The sequence below is a fragment of the Neoroseomonas lacus genome, assembly GCF_014644535.1.
GTDB lineage: Bacteria > Pseudomonadota > Alphaproteobacteria > Acetobacterales > Acetobacteraceae > Neoroseomonas > Neoroseomonas lacus.
This window is the reverse complement of the sequence record NZ_BMKW01000018.1, coordinates 1-18,869: the sequence shown is the minus strand read 5'-3', so window position 1 is coordinate 18,869 and position 18,869 is coordinate 1. Positions and strand designations below refer to the sequence as shown.

Annotated in this window: 16 protein-coding genes; 8 read left to right on the top strand and 8 right to left on the bottom strand. The window is 69.6% G+C overall.

The features are described 5' to 3' along the window. Nucleotides 1-9: 9 nt before the first annotated feature. From IEY36_RS26830 to IEY36_RS26805, 6 genes are all read right to left on the bottom strand, one after another. Nucleotides 10-690 (bottom strand): 3-oxoacid CoA-transferase subunit A, encoded by a 681-nt coding sequence (locus tag IEY36_RS26830; protein ID WP_188972758.1) that lies wholly within the window; start codon nt 688-690, stop codon nt 10-12. Next, nucleotides 687-1,529 carry an isocitrate lyase/PEP mutase family protein gene (locus IEY36_RS26825; protein ID WP_188972756.1) on the bottom strand — a complete coding sequence of 281 codons (843 nt, stop codon included), beginning with the start codon at nt 1,527-1,529 and terminating at the stop codon, nt 687-689. The genes IEY36_RS26830 and IEY36_RS26825 overlap by 4 nt, the downstream gene beginning before the upstream one ends. Next, nucleotides 1,529-2,395, bottom strand: coding sequence for a MaoC family dehydratase (locus IEY36_RS26820; RefSeq protein ID WP_188972754.1), 867 nt, complete (start codon nt 2,393-2,395; stop codon nt 1,529-1,531). The genes IEY36_RS26825 and IEY36_RS26820 overlap by 1 nt, the downstream gene beginning before the upstream one ends. Beyond that, nucleotides 2,395-4,533, bottom strand: coding sequence for an acetate--CoA ligase family protein (locus IEY36_RS26815; RefSeq protein ID WP_229681601.1), 2,139 nt, complete (start codon nt 4,531-4,533; stop codon nt 2,395-2,397). Before IEY36_RS26815 ends, IEY36_RS26820 begins: the two co-directional genes overlap by 1 nt. A 134-nt stretch (nt 4,534-4,667) precedes the next feature. Next, nucleotides 4,668-4,910, bottom strand: coding sequence for a hypothetical protein (locus tag IEY36_RS26810; RefSeq protein ID WP_188972752.1), 243 nt, complete (start codon nt 4,908-4,910; stop codon nt 4,668-4,670). A 134-nt stretch (nt 4,911-5,044) separates the two neighbouring features. After that, on the bottom strand, nt 5,045-6,391 hold the full coding sequence (locus tag IEY36_RS26805) for a lytic transglycosylase domain-containing protein (RefSeq protein WP_229681600.1): 1,347 nt from the start codon (nt 6,389-6,391) through the stop codon (nt 5,045-5,047). A 307-nt stretch (nt 6,392-6,698) separates the two neighbouring features. On the opposite strand from IEY36_RS26805, the gene IEY36_RS26800 reads away from it, so the two are divergent. From IEY36_RS26800 to IEY36_RS26790, 3 genes are all read left to right on the top strand, one after another. Next, nucleotides 6,699-7,244, top strand: coding sequence for a glycine zipper 2TM domain-containing protein (locus tag IEY36_RS26800; RefSeq protein ID WP_188972748.1), 546 nt, complete (start codon nt 6,699-6,701; stop codon nt 7,242-7,244). Nucleotides 7,245-7,325: 81 nt separating this feature from the next. Continuing rightward, a complete protein-coding gene (locus tag IEY36_RS26795) occupies nt 7,326-8,159 on the top strand; it encodes an ABC transporter permease (RefSeq protein ID WP_188972746.1) in 834 nt (277 codons plus the stop codon). Between the two features lie 5 nt (nt 8,160-8,164). Continuing rightward, a complete protein-coding gene (locus IEY36_RS26790; RefSeq protein WP_188972744.1) occupies nt 8,165-8,902 on the top strand; it encodes an ABC transporter ATP-binding protein in 738 nt (245 codons plus the stop codon). Nucleotides 8,903-9,056: 154 nt separating this feature from the next. Here IEY36_RS26790 and IEY36_RS26785 read toward each other — a convergent pair whose 3' ends face one another. After that, nucleotides 9,057-10,157 carry a glycosyltransferase family 4 protein gene (locus tag IEY36_RS26785; RefSeq protein ID WP_188972742.1) on the bottom strand — a complete coding sequence of 367 codons (1,101 nt, stop codon included), beginning with the start codon at nt 10,155-10,157 and terminating at the stop codon, nt 9,057-9,059. Between the two features lie 74 nt (nt 10,158-10,231). Beyond that, on the bottom strand, nt 10,232-12,598 hold the full coding sequence (locus IEY36_RS26780; RefSeq protein ID WP_188972740.1) for a glycosyltransferase family 4 protein: 2,367 nt from the start codon (nt 12,596-12,598) through the stop codon (nt 10,232-10,234). Nucleotides 12,599-12,990: 392 nt separating this feature from the next. On the opposite strand from IEY36_RS26780, the gene IEY36_RS26775 reads away from it, so the two are divergent. The 5 genes from IEY36_RS26775 to IEY36_RS26755 all read left to right on the top strand — a co-directional run bounded on the left by IEY36_RS26775 (nt 12,991) and on the right by IEY36_RS26755 (nt 18,725). After that, on the top strand, nt 12,991-13,938 hold the full coding sequence (locus tag IEY36_RS26775) for a glycosyltransferase family 2 protein (protein ID WP_188972738.1): 948 nt from the start codon (nt 12,991-12,993) through the stop codon (nt 13,936-13,938). A gap of 219 nt (nt 13,939-14,157) precedes the next feature. Continuing rightward, nucleotides 14,158-15,216, top strand: a complete 1,059-nt coding sequence (gene gmd / locus IEY36_RS26770; protein WP_456307063.1) for a GDP-mannose 4,6-dehydratase — start codon at nt 14,158-14,160, stop codon at nt 15,214-15,216. Further along, complete coding sequence (locus IEY36_RS26765) at nt 15,209-16,183, top strand: GDP-L-fucose synthase family protein (protein WP_272873144.1); 975 nt, start codon at nt 15,209-15,211, stop codon at nt 16,181-16,183. Before gmd ends, IEY36_RS26765 begins: the two co-directional genes overlap by 8 nt. Nucleotides 16,184-16,206: 23 nt before the next feature. Continuing rightward, entirely contained in the window at nt 16,207-17,817 is a 1,611-nt protein-coding gene (locus tag IEY36_RS26760) for a glycosyltransferase family 4 protein (RefSeq protein ID WP_188972737.1), read from the top strand. After that, nucleotides 17,814-18,725: a glycosyltransferase gene (locus tag IEY36_RS26755; protein WP_188972735.1), complete on the top strand. Its 912-nt coding sequence runs from the start codon at nt 17,814-17,816 to the stop codon at nt 18,723-18,725. Before IEY36_RS26760 ends, IEY36_RS26755 begins: the two co-directional genes overlap by 4 nt. Nucleotides 18,726-18,869: the final 144 nt, after the last annotated feature.

Below are 18,869 nucleotides of genomic sequence, written 5' to 3'. Positions count from 1 at the left end.
CTGCTCCTCCTATGCCCAGTCCGGCCCGCGATCCACCTGGATCACGCGGTTCACGAAGATGCCCGGCGTATGCACATTCTCCGGCACCAGCTCACCCAATTCGCGGAGATGCGACACCTGCGCGATCGTCAGATCCGCCGCCATCGCCATCACCGGATTGAAGTTCCGCCCGCTCGCCCGATAGGTCAGGTTGCCCCAGCGATCGCCCTCCCAACCTTCGACCAGCGCGACATCGCCCTTCAGCGCGTGCTCCATCACGTACTTGCGGCCGCCGAACTCCCGCTCCTCCTTGCCATGGGCGAGGATGGTGCCGACCGAGGTCGCGGTGAAGAAGGCCGGCACGCCGGCACCCGCGGCGCGCATGCGCTCGGCCATCGTCCCCTGCGGCACGATCTCCAGCTCGATCTTGCCGGCACGATACAACTCCTCGAACACCACGGAACCAGCCGACCGCGGGAAGGAACAGATGATCTTCCGCACCCGCCCCAGCTCCATCAGCTTCGCCAGGCCGACCCGCCCGTTGCCGGCATTGTTTGCCACGCAGACCAGGTCCTTGGCGCCCTGCTCGATCAGCGCCTCGATCAGCTCATCGGGCTGGCCGACGGCACCGAAGCCGCCGATCAGCACGGTCGACCCGTCCTTGATGCCCGCCATGGCATCGGCCATGGATTGAACGATCTTGTTGATCACGTCGTCCGCATTCCTTCCTGTCCATGGCGGGCCTCGGTCACCAGTTCAGTGACCTCGCGGCTGGTCACCGCGCCGCCCATGAAATCGAACTCACCCGCCTGCAATCGCTCGGCCGCCTGCACCAGCGCGCCCATCGCGTGACGATACAACGCCCCGCCGAGGCTGACACGCCGCACACCCGCCGCCGCCAACCGCGCCAACGGCACCGGCCCGTCGCGCGGCCCGAACACCACATTGAGCGGTACCGGCGCCACCGCCTTCGCCACCGCCTCGATCGTCGCCATATCCGGCAGGCCCGGCGCGTACAGCGCCTCCGCCCCGCATTCGGCGAAGGCCGTCAGACGGCGAATCGTGTCATCCAGATCCGGCCGCCCCTGCAGGAAATTATCCGTCCGCGCGGTCAGCAGGATGCGGCCCTTCGCCGCCTTGGCCGCCGCCCGGATACGCGCGACGGCATCATCGAAGTCATGGATCGGCTTGTCGGGATTCGCCGTAGTGTCCTCGATGCCAAGCCCGGCAAGCCCGGCCTCGATCGCCGCCTCGACGGTCGCGACGCAATCCTCCGGCGCCGGCCCGAACCCGTCCTCGAGGTCACCATTCACCGGCAACCCGGTCAGCCGGATGACGAGCCGCGCATTGTCCAGCGCCTCCGCCCGGCTGATCTCCGCCGCGCCATCCGGCCGCCCCATCGCGAAGGCGATGCCGAGCGACGTGGTCGCCAACGCCTCGAAGCCCGCGCGCTTCAACAGCAGCGCCGAGGCACCGTCCCACGGATTGGGCATGATGAAGGCGCCCGGCCGCTGGTGCAGCGCGCGGAAGGCTTCGTAGGCGGCACTCATCAGGCAGTGCCCGGGTGGCGGAACAGCCCGTTGCTGACCACCACCTTGTCGCGCTCGATGACGCGAGCGCGGAAGGCTGCCCCGCCTTCCTCGTGCCAGATCTCCGTGCGGATCGTCTCGCCCGGATACACCGGCGAGGAGAAGCGCAGATCCATCCGCCCGAACCGCGCCGGGTCATACCCGCACAGCGACTTCATCAGCGCGTGGCAGACCACGCCGAAGGTGCACAACCCATGCAGGATCGGCTGCTTGAACCCCGCCTTGGCGGCGACCTCCGGGTCGATATGCAGCGGATTGTGGTCGCCATTCAGCCGATACACGATTGCCTGTTCCGGCCGCGTCGGCAGGTCCACCGTCAGGTCCGGCGCGCGATCCGGCTCCGCATGCGGTTTCTTGATCGGCCCGCTCGGCCCGCCGAAGCCGCCATCGCCGCGCGCGAAGGTGGTGCCTTCCAGCGTGGCGAGCTTCTCGCCCGTCCTCGCATCCGTCACCACACGTTCGTTGTAGAGCATCGCGCCCTTGCCCGGCCCGCGATCGACGATGCTGGTGATGCGCGAGCGGCCGATGATCTCGCCTTCCGCCGGCAGCGGCTTGTGCAGGATGATCGACTGCTCGCCGTGCAACACCTGCGTCCAATCCACGCCGGTATCCGGGTTGCGAATCCAGAAGCCCGGATACCCCAGCACCACCGCCATGGACGGCATCGCGCGCAGCCGCGGCTCGTACAGGAAGTCGAGTTGCGCCTGGTCCATCGGGTCCTGCCCGAGCCCGATCGAGAAATTGTACAGCGCCGTATCCTGCCAACGGATGGTCTGGCGGATTTCCGGGATCGGGTAGTTCAGCAGATGGTCGTGATTGATGGTCATCAGTGGGTGTCCTCGATCTCGATCACCGCGTCGGCGGCAAAGGCGCCCTGCCCTTCCGGCAGCACCAGCAGCGGGTTCACATCAACCGACGCAAGCCGCTCCCCGGCACCCGCCGCGAAGCGCGACAGCGCCGACAGCGCCGAGGCCAGCGCCGCCACATCCGCCTTCGGCCGCCCGCGCGCGCCATCGAGCAGCGGGAAGCCCTTCAACGAGCGGATCATCGCCTCGGCTTCCACATCGCCGAACGGGCAGCGCCGGAACGACACATCCTTCAAGATCTCGATGAACACGCCGCCGAGCCCGACCATCGCCACCGGCCCGAACACCGGGTCCTTCGCGACGCCGAGCGCCATCTCCACCGCGCCCTTGATCTGCCGGGCGATCAGCACGCCCTCGATGCGCGCGCCAGGCGCCCGTTCGGCCGCGCGCGCCAGCAGCGTCGCATGCGCCTCCCGCACCGCCGCCGCCGAGGCGAGGTCGAGGATCACGCCGCCGATCTCGCTCTTATGCAGGATGTCCGGCGACAGGATTTTCGCCACCACCGGAAAGCCGAAGGACTCGGCCGCCGCGACGGCTTCCTCGACCGACGCGCAGGCCTTCTCCGGCACCGCCGGGACGCCGGCGGCGGCCAGGATGCGCTTGCCCTCCGCCTCGGTCGGCGTCGTCGCCGGCAGCGTCACCTCCGGCACCACGATGTCATCCGGCGGCGGCGCGGCGAAGGCCGCCCCGAAACGCCCCATCGCCTCGATCGCCGCGACCGCGCGCGTCGGATCCTCGAAAACGAGATACCCGTCTTCCTCATACCCCCGCACCTTGTCGGCGGAAGCAATCACCGACAGCACCCACAGCCGATCGGGGAATTTCTCCCGCGCCTGCTTCAGATACGGCCGCAGCTTCGGCGCCATGGTGGTGGACCCGCCCGTCTGGGTCAGGAACACCAGCATCGAGGCATAGCCGCCGGCATCCGCCGTGGTCTCGAGGAAATGCTCGAACATCTCCGTCTGGTTCACCGCCTGGGCGGTGCAATCCACCGGATTGCGCGGGGCCGAGAAGGAGATCAGCCCCTTCAGCTTCGCCTGCGCCGCTTCCGGCATTTCCGGCATCGGCACGCCCATCGCCTCGGCGGCATCGGAGATCAACACCCCCGCCCCGCCGCTCACGGTGATGACACCGAGGCTGTTCCTCGCCGGATAGATCCGCCGCGACGCCGCATAGGCGATGTCGAGCATCTGTTCCGTCGTGCCCGCGCGCACCACGCCGAATTCGCGCAGCACCGCCTCGGTTACCGCATCGTCGCCGGCGATCGACGCCGTATGAGACTTCGCCGCATGCCCGCCGAGTTCCGACCGCCCGACCTTCATCATCACCACCGGCTTGCGGTTGCGCCGTGCCAGGTCGAGTGCGGCGATGAACCGCTCGCTCTCGCGAATCCCCTCCGCATAGGCGCAAATCACCTCGACTTCCGGCGCTTGCGCCATCCAGCCGATCACTTCGCCGAGCGACACGTCGCCCTCATTGCCGGTGGTGACACACACCGTCGTGCCGAGCCCGCGCGCGCGCGACGTCGCGAACAGATGCGTCCCATAGGCACCCGATTGCGAGGCAATGCCGATATTGCCGCGGATCGGCCAGCCCTGCTCGAAGGATGTCGAGAACATCGGGTAGAAGCCGACCGCCGCGTTGAACAAGCCAAGGCAATTCGGCCCCAGGATGCGCATGCCGTGCTGGCGCCCGGCCGCGACCAGGCGTTCCTGCATCGCCGCGCCCGCCTCATCCACCTCGGCGAAACCGGCGGTGAAGATGATGGCCGCGCGGCAGCCCTTGGCCCCGAGATCGGCGACCGCCCGTACGGCCGCTTCGCCCGGCACGGCGACGATGGCGACATCGGGCACGGCGGTCAGCGCATTGACCGAGGCGAAGGCCGGCAGCCCTTGCACGGTCGGTCGGTTTGGATTCACCGGCAGGATAGTCCCGGCGAATCCCTGATCCATCATGTAGGCGATCGGCCGCCCGCCAATCCGGGTCGCGTCGTCCGATGCCCCGATGACGGCGACGGAACGCGGACGGATCATGGCATCGAGGGCAGCGAACGCAGTGCCGCGCGGCGCAATATCAGGGTTACCGCGTTCGGCGGGCATGGACGTTTTCCTCTCCGGCAATTGCCGGAGGGTGCCGCCGCGGGCCCTCGCGAGCAAGGGGGCATCAACGCCGCGGCAGCAGGGCAGACCTCCGCGTCGGGAATGCGCCGCGCGGCGCAGTCCCGACCGACCGGTCAGTTGGCCGCTTCGCCCACCGCTTCCTCGTCTTCCTCGCCCTCGTCGGAATCCTCGGGGTCCTGTTCGTCGAACTCGAAGGCACCAACCACGGCAGCGAGGCAGCGCCGATAGGTTGCCAGGATCCAGTCGGCGTCGGCGCCGTCCTCACCCTTGCCTTCCGCGCGCATCACGATCTTCAGCAGGGCTAGCGCCACCGCCGCCTCGCTGTCACCTTCGATCTCGATATCAAGCCCGTCCATCGCGCTTCTCCTGCACTGGCAGGGTCGATGTGCCAGGAAGTGCCGGGCGCGGTTATCGCCGCGGCATGACAGCGCGAAACTTCATCATCGCGACGCAAACATCCGGGGCGCCCCGATGGGCGCCCCGGTTCAGCTCACGCGCCCGGCGCGACCACCGTGCAATCGCCACGGCCACGCAGGCGCGAGCAGGCCTGTTCGGCACTGGAGCGGCTCAGCCCTGTCACCCGGGCCCGATACAGGGTCGAGCTCCCCTGACGCACCGGCGTCACCGAAGTCCGCGACCCCATCGACGCGACCACGTTGCGCGCCTGGTTGGCGGTGGACCGCGCGAGGTTCTCCGAGGTGAAGGCGCCGACCTGGACGGCCCAGCCATTGCCGCCACCACCACTCGGCGCCGCGGCGGGGACCGGCACGGCAAGCGCCTGGCGGACCGGCGGCACCGGCATCGGCGCGGCGGGCAGCGTGCCGGCATGCGCAGAACCCACCAGGCCGAAGCCGCGGAAGGGCGAGGCGGCGGGCGTGCGCCGTTCCGGCGCGGCCAGGGCCGAGGCCACAACCGTCGGCGTATAGGCCGGCGCCGGGTCCTCGGCCTGCTGCGGCTGGTTGCGCTCGACCTCGGACTGGCGCGCGGCCTCGGCCAGGGCGGCGCGGGCGCTCGGCGTCAGGGTCGGATTCTCGGCGCCGGTCATGTAGGCCGGCCGGGCGGAGGAGGGGGCCGGTGGCGGCGGCGCCATGGGCGCGAGGCTCGCCACCTGCACCGGCGCGGCGGTCGGCGGCGGCGGCGGGGCCGAGGCCACCATGACCGGGGCCGGTGCCTGGCGCTGCTCACGCAGGGCGAAGGCGGTGCCGCTGGTCATCGGGCGCGGTCCGGCCGGGATGTGCGTGCCGATGTCGGCAGCGGCATAGACTTCGGCCGGCGCACGGCGGCTCGGATGCGTGCCTTGGATGCGCGGCCCGATGCGGGCGACATAGTTGCGCGTCTCATTCGGCAGGCCACGACCGCCCCAGAGGTAATCCTCCAGGCGACGCGGGCCGGCATTGTAGGCCGCGAGGAAGGCTGGGCTGCCGTACAGCTCGTACATCTCCCGCAGATAGGCCGCACCCGCCTGGATGCTGTCATACGGGTGGTACGGGTCGGGGCCGAGATTGTAGCGCGCCTGCAATTCCCGGTAGGTGCCGGGCATCACCTGCATCAGGCCCATGGCGCCGACCGGGCTGGTCGCGTTGGACCGCCCGCCGCTCTCCTGGCGCATGACTTCGCGAATCCAGGTCTCGGGCACATCGAAGCGCCGCGATGCGTCGCGAATCCATGGCCCCCACGGGTCGCCCGGTGGGCCGGGCGGCGACGTGCTGTCGGGACGATTGTAATACGGCCCGTTGTTGGCCGCACTGCGCGACCCCGTTTCGGCGCAGGCTGCGAGCAGCGATAGCACCGCGCAGACCAGGACGGCTCTCGTGCCGTCCCTGAAGCGTCCGGTCATTCCCCCTGGTCTCCATAGCGCCGCATCACGAGGCATGCCCGTTGTGGTGAAGGTCCGGAATCCCCCTCCGGCCCCTCCGGGCACACCCGCTCGCGGGCGTTCGAGTGCAAAGTGCAATACGCTGAAACGTTGCGTAGGCCAGCGCCGGGCACCCGGTCAAGCATTGTGGACGCATCGCAGCATGTGGTGTGTCCAGCCTGGCCGTCTGCCCCAGGGCTGGACGCAATCACCTTACTGTGGCCAGAGCGAGGCAACTCGCGTGATGATAGGGGCGGTGCCGCCCGCCAACAGCCTGGAGAGTTGTAGAATGTTTGAACTCCGCCGCCTCGCCCCGCTGGCCGTCCTGCTCGCCCTCGGGGCCGGCCTCGGGGCCTGCGCACCGGAAGGCAATTCGTCGGTGAGCCGCGGGGCGCTCGGCTCTTCGGGCTATGTCTCTTCCGGCACCATCGTCGGCATGCGGCCGGTTTCGGTGCAGGGTACCCGCTCGGGCGTCGGCGTCGGGGCGGGCGCCGTCGCGGGCGGGCTGGTCGGCAGCACCATCGGCGGCGACTGGCGCGCCCGCACGGTGGGTGGGGTGATCGGCGCGCTGGCCGGTGGCCTCGCTGGCGGCGCCATCGAGGAAGGCGTCACCAGCGGCAATGCCATGGAATTCATCATCCGCGACGACAATGGCCAGACCCGCTCGGTGATCCAGACCAACGAGCTCAACCTCGCCGTGGGCGAGCGGGTGATCATGACGCAGACCGACCGCGTCCGGCTGTCGCGCGCCGGGGCCGGCGGGCCGGTCGGCTACAATGCCGGCTATGGCGCGCCCTATGGTGGCGGGCCGATCGACGCGCGCGGCGGCAAGTAACCGGCACCGGCCGAAAGGGCACGCCCCTTCGGCCCGGCTGCCCTTCCTGCGCGGCGGGACACGGTGTAGAAGGCCGCGCAAATGTCGCATGCCACCATCCCAGTCCATGCCTTCGACGCCGCCCATCCGCGCCGCAGGGAAATTGCGTTGGAGGACCTGGAAGGTGGCCTGGCCCGCTGGCGCCTCGCCTGGGCGCTAGCCCGCAGCGACATTACGCACCGGTATCGCGGGTCGATCCTCGGGCCACTGTGGCTGACGCTGTCCACCGCGATCATGCTCGGCGCGATGGGCTTCCTCTACGCCAAGCTGTTCCGCATCGACGTGTCGGCCTACCTGCCGTGGCTGACGGTCAGCCTGATCGTGTGGAACACGCTCAACCAGACGATCACGGACGCCACGGGCTGCCTGACCGGGGCGGAAGGCGTGATCCGGCAGATGCCGCTGCCCTACACCGTCCACGCGCTGCGCGTGGTCATGCGCAATGCCATCATCGCAGCGCACAACCTGCCGCTCGTCGCGGTGATCTTCTACATCTTCGGCGTCGCGCCGCACTGGACGGCGTTTCTCGCCATCCCGGGCTTCGTGCTGATGGCGGTGTGCGGATTCGCCTCCTCCATCTTCCTCGGCATGATCTGCGCCCGCTTCCGCGACATCCCGCCCATCGTGGGTTCGCTGATGCAGGTGGCCTTCTTCGTCTCGGCCGTGATTTGGAAGCCCGACATGCTCGGCTGGTGGGAACCCTACCTGCCGATCAACCCGGTCTTCGCCCTCATGGAAGCGATCCGCGCGCCCATCATGGGCACCACCGGCGGCATCGTGGTCTGGATCGCCGCCTTCTTCTGGACCGCCATCCTGACGGCGATCTCCTGGGCCTTCTTCGTCCGGTTCCGCGGACGCATCGCCTTCTGGGTCTGATCAGCATGGCCGGTATCGAAGCCGCGGAGCTTGCGATCGAGTTCCCGCTCTATCACCACAATGCGCGCTCGCTGAAGCAGCGCATCCTCGCCTCCTCCGGCCTGCGGCTGAAGAAGGACGAGGACAACCGCATCGTCGTCGCCGCCCTCCGCGACCTGACCTTCACCATCGGCCGGGGCGAACGCGTCGCCTTGGTTGGCCCCAACGGCGCCGGCAAGACCACCCTGCTGCGCACCATCGCCGGGGTCTACGAACCGGTCGCCGGCCGGCTGCGGGTGGAAGGGGCGATCGGTTCGCTGATCGACCCCGCCGCCGGCATGGACGCCCTGCTGACCGGGCGCGAGAACGTCATCCTGCGCGCGCTGTTCCGCGGCATGACCGAGGCGCAGGGCCGCGCCCTGGCCGAGGAGGTCGCCGGTTTCGCCGGGCTGGGCGACTTCCTGGACATGCCGATCCGCGGCTATTCCGCCGGCATGAATGTCCGCCTCGCCTTCGCCATGGCCACCGCGATGACGCCCGACATCCTGCTGATGGACGAATGGTTCCTCGCCGGCGATGCGGATTTCATGAAGAAGGCCGAGGAACGGCTGACCCGCCTGGTGACAGGTGCCGAGATCCTGATGATCGCCACCCACGATATGGGCGTCGTGCGGAAATGGTGCACCCGCGCGATTCGCCTGGAAGGCGGGCGGATCCTGGCGGACGGGCCGGTCGAACAAGTTCTCGCCGAGGCGGGGCTGTAGAATCCAGGCCGGCGCCGGTCCGTCGCGCCGCCCTCGACGCCCCTGGCCAGTCGGCCCGGCATCGTCGCCAGGCCAGCCCGTCGCGGTTCGCCGGATCATTGTCCTGGCGAGCATCGTCGCCCGATCGGGCGGTCCCACCTGTGCGGTGTCTGGTTCAGGACGCCGGGCGTTCCAACGCCTGGAGCAATTGACCGGCCATCCCGTCCCAGTCATTGAGCCGCCGCCCCGTCTCGCGCGCCCCTTCGGCCAGGGCGGCACGGCGGCCCGGATCGCAGAGCTGGGCCATCGCCTCGGCCAGCGCCTCGGCGGTCACCGCGCGGGCCAGCACGCCATCGACCCCGTCGCGCACTTGTTCGGTCAGGCCGCCGACCGGCGTGGCCACCACCGGCACCCCGAAACCATGCGCGAGCGGCGCCACCCCGCTCTGGCTCGCCTCGCGATAGGGCAGCATCACGGCATCCGCCCCGGCGACCAGCCGCGCCATATCCGCCTCGCCGAGCCAGCGCGACCGCACCTCGACCCCGGGCAGGGCCGTCAGGCCGGGTGCCAGGGCCTCCGCGTCACCCTCCCCCGCCACGAGGAGCCGAGCCTTGGGGAAACGTGGCTGGAACAGCCGCCAGGCGTCCCGCAGTAGGTCGAGCCCCTTATAAGCGCGCATGCGCCCCAGATTGACGAAGTAAGGCGCATCCGCAGCTCGATCCGGCGCAGCGACCGGCCCGCCCGGCGTCAACAGCGCCCCCAGCGACAGCCGATGCACCTGCAACGCCGGCCGCCGCCGATTAATCCCCGCAGCCACGCTGTCGGAGAAGGCAATCGCGGATTCCGCCGCATCCAGTTCCCGCGTCAGCCGCCATTCCCACAGCAGGCCCGGATCGCCCGGATGCGGTTCGGCATCATGCACCATCGGCACGAAGCGCAGCCCGGCCCGCTGCAGCCCCGGCGCGACCAGCGGCGTCCACAGATGCGTCATCACCGAAACCACGGCATCGGCGCGGAACGCCTGCGCCTGGCGGCGCAACCGCCCGGCAAGCATGGGCACGCGCAGGAAGCCGGCCGCGAAACCGGCCGCCGAGCGATAGGTCGGCACGGCATCGACCGCCAGGCCGGTCGAGCGGATTTCCGACAGCAACTCGCATTGGGCCGACAGCGACAGCGCCACCGTGGCATCGTCGCGCCGCGCCAAGGCCCTGGCGAGGGCCAAGGTCTGTTGCGCCCCGCCGCCGCGGCGCCCCCAATACCAAAGCAGCAACCGCATCCTTCCCCCCCCGCCGGCACGGCCGCCGGGCATCGATGCCATGGCGCGGGGCTGGCATGCGCGCGACCAGCCGTTCAGCCGCGATGGCCCATGCCGGTGCCGCGCAACAGCCTCAGCACAAGCCCGCGCAGCCGCCAGAACGGGCTCTTTTTCATGGCATCGATCTGGGCCAGAGCCCGCAGCAATTCGCCCGAGCGCATGGCCGGTGCCGCATGGGCGCTGTGTGCGGCGCCGACACTCGACAATGCCTCGATGGCGAGATCCGGCCGCCGCTGCAGCCAATCCTGGATGCCGGCCTGGTAGCGGCGGAATTCCTGCCAGCCATTCCCCGGCATCGGTCGCCGGCCGGCGGCCAGGTCGTCGATCGTGGCGCGCAGGGCGGCCAACGTGTCACGCGCCTGCGCGGCGATGGTGAATCGAGCGGCCTGGGCGATGCCGGCGGCGACGCGCGCGGCACGGACGGCAGGATCGGCCAGGGACAGGATGGCATCCGCGGCGCCCTTCGCGTTGTCGGGGTCGACGAAGATCGCCGCGGTGCCGCCCACCTCGATGAGGGAGGAATTGGCGCAGGTCACCACCGGGCAGCCACAGGCCATGGCCTCCAGCACCGGCATGCCGAAGCCCTCGTAGCGCGAGGGATACAGCAGCGCCTGCGCGCCGCCATACAGCAGCCGCAGCGCGGCATCGTCCACCTTGATCCGGCGCATCGGCACCGAGGGCGCGGCGGCGCGATAGTCCGGCTCGATATCCTCCAGGCCACCGACGCAGATCATCTCGAAGACCTCGCCGCGTTGTGCGGCGAGCTCGGCGGCGCGGAAGGCGAGGATGCCGTTCTTGTAGCCGCCCGCGCCATTGCGGTCGCCCACCATCAGCAGATAGGGCCGGGCGATTCCGAGCGCCTGGCGTGCCGCGTCCAACTCCGTCGGCGTGGGCGGGGAGAAGGCCGGCGACAAGCCGTTGTAGGCGATCGCCACATCCTCCTCCGCCACCGCTGCATGGAAACGCGCCAGGTCGCGCGCCGAATGGCGCGACACCATGAGATGCCGTGCGGCATGGCGGATGGCGCGGGCCTTTTCCTGCCAGCCCTCATCGGACAGGTCGAGGCCGGTCGCCTCCGGGATCATGTCGTGGCCAAAGAAGAAGGACGGTGTCGCGGTGGGCGTCGAATAATAGGTCGAGACGAAGAGATCCGCCCCGAGGTCGCGGCAGATGCGCTCGAGATAGAGGCTGTCGGCACCGCAGCGCCCGTAATCATGCGACGCGATGGTGCGATAATGCACACCGGCGATGCGCGGCGCCGTACCGGCTCGGTCGAGCAGGACGAAGTGATCGGCCAGGCCCTGCCGCACCCATTCCTCGATGATGCTCTGCCACACGCGGCCAATGCCGGAAGCGAGGTACTGCCAATAGATGCCGTCAATGACGATGCGTGGGCTGGCCGGCAACGGACCGCGATCCTTCACGCCGGTCGGCTCGGCGAAATGCCACACGCCGGCGGCATCGACCGCGGCCATCGGTTCGACGCGATGCGCCGTCGCATCGTCGAACATCGTCCTGTCGGTCACCCAGCCGAAATGGTCGGCCAGGAACCCCGAACCCTTCTGCGCCAACAGCGCGTGCCAACGCGCCCGCGCCCCGGCATAGCCGTAATAGGTCTCCTTGAAGTCGAGCTGAGCCTCGGTGACATAGGCGAAGTGCTGGAAGACGGCGCCATGGGCTTCCGTCTCGTCATGCGTGAAGGGCGCGAGCGTAGCGATGTTGACCGGCTCGCCGCCTTCGGCGCGCGGACGCACCAGGGTGGGCGGTTCATGCGCGGCCCAATGGTCGCCGGGCCGGAAGCGCCAGGTGCGCAACCATTCATGGCTCGGATTCTGGGCATAGTTGTAGCGCGTGCTGATCAGTTGGCCGGGCCCGACGAAATACCAGCACCAGTAATAGGCGGCGCCACGCTCCGGCGCCGCGATGAACAGGCGGCGCATCTCCACCACCTGGTCCACTGTCCACAACTCGTCATTGTCCACCTGCCACAGCAGGCATTCCTCATCGATGTTGGGCAGCGGCGCGTTCACCATCTCCTTCTTGCCATCCCAGAATTCGCCGGGCGGCTTGCGGTAGATGGTCACCTGGCCGGGAAAGCGGCGCGCCAGGTCGTCGAGGTATTCGCTGGTGCCGTCATTGCTGCGGCCCTCGCGATGGATGTCGTCCGATACGCGCCCGCCGGTCGCGGTGGACCAGGCGGTATCGTGGCGCAGCGCCGCGACGCCCTCGACCACATGCCAGTGCCAGCGGAACGGCAGCTTCGCGAGCATCGTCTCGTGGTAGCGGATGAATGGTTCGCCATTGAGCACGATGGTGAAGAAATGGATGGGGAGTTCCGCGCAGCGGCTCTCCCGGTCGCCCGCCGATGCCGGCGCGGAGCTATCCATTGTCGCTTGGTGCATGAAACATCCTGGCATCCGGTGATTGCAGACGCGGCCTTTGGTCCCGCCGAAAGGGCGCGCGAGGGTGCCAGCCCTCGGCGCAGCTAGGGCATGCGGGACCTATGCGTCAACTCAGGTGACGGCTCGGCGGGCCGAACATCATGGCATGCGCGCCTGTTCGGATGGCGGGACGCGGATGCGGCGGTCTGGCCTTCAGTCACGTGGCCAATTTTGGTCTTGGCATGCCGCCCGGAGGGTCTAAGAGCCCGCTTGAAAACCGCGGCCCCGGTCCGCCCCCGCCCCGGCAGGTGTGCGGGCCAGTTCCGGAGGTCGGCATTGACGGCATGGCGCATTCTCAAACCGGCACCGGGACCGCGTCTTTTCGCGGCATCGGCCGGCATTCCGAGGGTTTGATGGCAACGCAGCACGACAAGACGGCAGCCACGCCGGACAACACTCCGTTGGTCAGCGTCATCACCGTGTGCCGCAATGCCGCGGCCACGCTCGAGGCCTGCCTGGCTAGCGTCGCCGCCCAGACCTGGCCGCGGGTCGAGCATGTCCTGATCGACGGCGCCTCGACCGACGACACCGCCGCGATCATCGAACGGCACCGGGCGGGCCTCGCCGTGGTGGTCAGCGAACCCGACCGCGGCCTCTACGACGCCATGAACAAGGGTGTGGCGCGCTCGAGCGGCGACTTCCTCATCTTCCTCAATGCGGATGACGTCTTCACCGGCCCCGACGCGCTGCGCGACGCGATGCGCGCAATCGCCCGGCAGCCCGAGGGCGATGTCTATTACGGCTCGCTGGAGGTAAAGATGGGGCCGGTGACGCATCGCCATGTCCCGCCCCCGCCGGACCAGGCGACCGCGGAGATGGTGCTCGGCTGCCTGCCCCACCAGGCGACACTGGCGCGCCGCGCCGTGTTCGACCGGACCGGACCGTTCGACCTGCAATGGCGCCGCCATGCCGACTACGATTGGTGGCTCAAGGTCCTATCGGATCCGGCCATCAGGGTTCGACAGATCGATGCCGTGGTGGCCCGCTTCGCGCTTGGCGGCGCCTCCTCCGACCTGGCCAAGGGCCAGCCGGAAGTCTTCGCCATCCAGAACGCCTCACCACTGTACCGCAGCCCGGAATGGGACCGCCGGCGGATCGAAATGCTGCAGCAGGCCTGGCTCGCCGCGCGGATCGAGGCCGCCGGGCTGCGCGAAGCGGTGGCTGGCGGCGCGGCGGGCGGGCAGCCCCGGTTGCCGGCCCTGCCGTGGAAGGCGCGCGTCGCCGCCGTGCTGCCGGCATCGGTTGTGCGCGCCGTCAGGGGCGTGAAGCGCCGGTTGCTCGGGCCAGGGCCGCGCGGCTGACGCGTCGCGAGGCCATGTCGGTCACGATGGAGGCCGAGCAGCGCCATTGGCCCGGCCGAGTGCCGCCGCGGTCAGCTGGGAGGCGCCTGGCCACCGCCACCATCGCCGGGCCCGCCCGCCACTCCCTCGGCCCTTCCGAACGGCGCCCCCGGCTGCTAGACACCCCGCCTTTGGGCTTGTCCCGCTGCGCTGGGCTGGCCTGCCGACCACGGAAGGAAGATGATGTCGGATCGTCGCAAGGTCGCCCTCGTCACTGGCATCACCGGCCAGGACGGCTCCTACCTCGCGGAACTGCTGCTCGAGAAGGGGTACGAGGTGCACGGCATCAAGCGCCGTTCCTCCTCCTTCAACACCGGCCGCGTCGACCATCTGTATCATGACCGCCACGTGCCGGGCGCGAGCTTCCGGCTGCATTACGGCGACCTGACCGACGCCACCAACCTGATCCGCGTGATGTCCCAGGTGCAGCCCACCGAGATCTACAATCTCGGCGCGCAGAGCCACGTCGCCGTGTCCTTCGAGACGCCGGAATACACCGCCAATTCCGACGCTCTCGGCACGCTGCGCCTGCTCGAGGCCATCCGTATCCTCGGCATGGAGAAGACCGCGCGCTTCTACCAGGCGTCCACCTCCGAACTCTACGGTAAGGTCCAGGCCGTCCCGCAGGACGAAACCACGCCCTTCTACCCGCGCAGCCCCTATGCCGCCGCCAAGCTCTATGGCTACTGGATCGTGGTGAACTACCGCGAGGCCTACGGCCTGCATGCCTCGAACGGCGTGCTGTTCAACCACGAAAGCCCGCGCCGCGGCGAGACCTTCGTCACCCGCAAGATCACCCGCGCGGTGGCGGCGATCAGCACGGGTAGGCAGGAAACGCTGTGGCTCGGCAACCTCGATGCGCGGCGCGACTGGGGCCATGCACGCGACTTCGTCGAGGGCATGTGGCGCATGCTCCAGCAGGACGTCGCCGATGACTACGTGCTCGCCACCGGGGAGACCTACACGGTCCGCCATTTCTGCGACCTGGCCTTCGCCGAGGCCGGCATCGCCCTCGAATGGCGTGGCGTCGGCGTGAACGAGGTCGGCGTCTGCAAGGCCACCGGCCGCGAGCTGGTGCGCGTCGACCCCGCCTATTTCCGTCCGACCGAGGTCGACCTGCTGATCGGCAACCCAGCCAAGGCGAAGCGCGTCCTTGGCTGGTCGCACACCGTCAAGCTGCCCGAACTCGCCGCCGAAATGGTCGCCGCCGACATCGCCGAGCTGACAACCAATGCCTGACACCCAGCCCGCACCGGCGGCCGAGATCTTCCCGCTGCGCGGCGCGCGCATCTATGTCGCGGGCCATCGCGGCATGGTCGGCGCGGCCTGCGCCCGCCACTTGGCGCAGCAGGGTGCCGAGATCATCACCTCCGACCGCGCCACGGTCGACCTGCGCCGTCAGGCGGAGGTCGAGGCCTTCATGGCGAAGGCCAAGCCCGATGCCATGGTGGTCGCCGCGGCCAAGGTCGGCGGCATTCTCGCCAACGACACCTACCCGGCCGAATTCCTCTACGAAAACCTGATGATCGAGGCGAACCTCATCGAGGCAGCCCACCGCAATGATGTGAACCGCGCCTTGTTCCTCGGTTCCTCCTGCATCTACCCGCGCGAGGCGGCGAACCCGATCAACGAGGACGCCCTGCTGACCGGCCCGCTCGAAAAGACCAACGAGTGGTACGCCATCGCCAAGATCGCCGGCATCAAGCTGTGCCAGGCCTATCGCCGGCAGTACAGGCGCGACTACATCTCGGCCATGCCGTGCAACTTGTACGGGCCGGGGGACTATTTCCACCCCGAGCGCAGCCACGTCATCCCCGCCCTGATGCAACGCTTCCACAACGCCGCGCGCGAGGGTGCCGAGGTCGTCACCTGCTGGGGCAGTGGGGCGCCGCGCCGCGAATTCATGCATGTCGACGACGTCGCCGAGGCCTGCGGCTTCCTGCTGCGCAGCTATTCCGGCGAGGGCCACCTGAACATCGGCACCGGTTCGGACATCACCATCAAGGAATTGGCCACCGAGATCGCCCGCGTCACCGGCTTCAAGGGCCGCATCGACTGGGATACCTCCAAGCCCGACGGCACCATGCTCAAGCGCATGGATGTCTCGCGCATCGCGGCACTCGGCTGGCAGGCACGCATCGGCTTCCGCGAAGGGCTCGAGGCCACCTATCGCTGGTTCCTCGAGCAGCCCGCGCTGCGCACCTGACGGGGGCCCGGCGGAGACTAAGTATGCGCGTTGCCTTCTTCGGCCTGGGCTATCACGCCAAGACCGGGTCGAGCCGCTTCCTGCTCGACCTGCTCGAACGCCACGCCACCGTCGATACCTTCTTCGCCGAGGCCGATGTCGCTGCCGTGCGCCGCGCCGCGCCGGATTTCAACGAAGCCCAATACGACGCCATCGTGATCTGGCAGCTGCACGAAGCCTTCGCGCTGCTCTCCGGCCGCCACCCCAACGTCACCTTCGCGCCGATGTATGACGCGATGTGGCGCGGCGGCGCCTTCACCTGGAAGCCGTCCTTCAACGCGGCGAAAATCCTGTGCTTCTCCTGGGCGCTGCGCGGCGAGGTGATGCGCCGCGCGCCCGTCCACACCCACGTGCAGTATTTCCCCGACCCGGCCTCGGTCGCACCGGTCACGGATTTCGACACGCTGCGCGGCTTCCTTTGGTACCGCCGCCGCGACATCCCGCCCGAATCGGCCTTCGCCCTGACCCGGGGCACGCCCTTCGCCTCCCTGGCCATTCACGACGCGCCCGACCCGGGCCACGAGGCGCCCTTCCCTGCCGCCGCGCCGGCGCATATCGGCCAACTCGTCCGCAGCGATTGGTCGGCGGATGGCGGCACCTTCGCGACGGCGCTGACCGGCGCCAATGTCTTCTTCGCGCCGCGCCCGCTGGAGGGCATCGGCATGGCCTTCCTCGAAGCCATGGCGCGCGGCCTGTGCGTCGTCGCCCGCGATGCGCCGACAATGAACGAATACCTCTCCCATGGCCGCAACGGCCTCCTGTATGGCCCCGGCTGGCGCGAGCCGCTCGATTTCGCCGCGGCGCGCGACCTCGGCGCCCAGGCGCGCGAAACCATCCTGCGTGGCCACGCCCGCTGGCAGGCCGGCCTGCCCGCGCTTCTCGACTTCATCACCACGCCGACCGCGAAGCTTGCCGCCCGCGGCCCCGCCATCGCCGCCCCGGCCCCGGCGCCGGAAGGCTGGCACCGCTACGACGCCGATGCCGTCCGGCATGACGACGAGGCGATCCGCCGCGCCATCGCCGAAGCCCCGCCGGGGACGCAGATCATCCGCGGCCACCACCTCGCCCGCGACGCGCAAGGCGGCGAGACCCTGCATCGCATCGGCGCCTTCGACGCCGCCTGGGCCCGGCTGCTCGCCGGCGATGTCGGCCCGACGGGCCCGCGCGGCCTCGGCGTGCCGGAAGCAACGCTGATCCATGACGGCGCGCTGCGCCGGCTGGAGGCGACGCCGCCCCAAACCGCCCAGCAGCTCGCCACCCTGATGCTGCGGGCACGGGCGGCGGGCATCGTCATCCATGATGTCGATGCCGTCCTGGCCAGGCGCAACCTGCCGGAGGATTGGCCGGCGCAGCGCCGCGCCTGGTACCGCATGGTTGGCGAGGTCGCCGGCGCCGGCGCCGGCGCGCAGGTCCTCGCCGCGCTGGACGACGCCGCCGCGGCGGCCGAAACGCAGCACGGCGCCGCCCTCCCGGCACGGCTGGCGATCGGCCTGATCGGCGCCTGCGACCGGCTCTCCCCGGCGCTCGGCCGCGCGGTGGAATCGCTGATCTTCGGCGCGGCCCTGCGCCGCCTGCGTGGCGTGCTGGGCCGATGACCGCCCCGCGCCTGTCGATCGTCACCCCCTGCCTCAACCGCGCGGCGACGATCGGCGCGGCGATCGAAAGCGTGCTGGCGCAGGGCCAGCCTGCCGTCGAACACATCATCATCGATGGCGGGTCGACTGACGGCACCGCCGAGGTGCTGGCGCGCTACCCGCATCTGACCGTGATCCGCGAGACCGACCGCAACCTCTACGACGCCATCAACAAGGGATTACGGGCGGCGCGCGGCGAGGTCATCGGCCTGCTGAACAGCGACGACCTCTACGCCCCCGGCGCCTTCGCCGCGGCGGAGACGGCCTTCGCCGACCCCTCGGTCGAGATGGTGCTCGGCGCCGCCGAATTCTTCGCCGAGCAGGATGGACGCGAGGTGGTGCAGAAGCGCCTGTCCGGCACCGCCAATGCGTTGTCCGAGGCCAATGTGATCGGCGGCATCACCACCATGAACGCCGCTTTCTACCGGCGCGCCCTGATCGATCGGCTCGGCCTGTTCGACGACCGCTTCCCGCTCTCGGCCGACAAGGATTTCTGGCTGCGCCTGGTGCTGCTGCGGCCGCGCCTCGCCAGCATCGGCGCAACGGTCATCCGCTACCGTTCCCACGCCGGGTCACTGACCTTCGCCGCCGGCGACCTGCGGGACAAGCTGTCGCGCCACCTGTTGGACACGGCGCGGACGCGCCTGATGGAATTGCCCCCCGGATCGCCGGCGCGGCCGGCTTATCGGCGCTGGTATGGTTGGGCGACGGGGTACCGCGTCCTGGTCCAGGTCCGGCAGGGGTCGATCGGGGCGGCCTTCGCCACCGCGCGGGCCGGCCTCGCGGCGGATGCGCTGTGGCCCTGGCGCTTCCTCGCCCTACTGCCCGGGCATTGGCGTGGCCGGGCGGCCCGGCAGGGATCCGTCTAGATGCTGCCGTCTTCCTTGCGTAACTTCGGTATGACAATGATATTTCCGGCGAGCGGAGCCGACCCAGCATGACCCTTCTTCTGACAGGCGGCCTCGGCTTTATCGGCTCGGCCGTGATGCGTCGGCTGCTTTCGACCACCGATG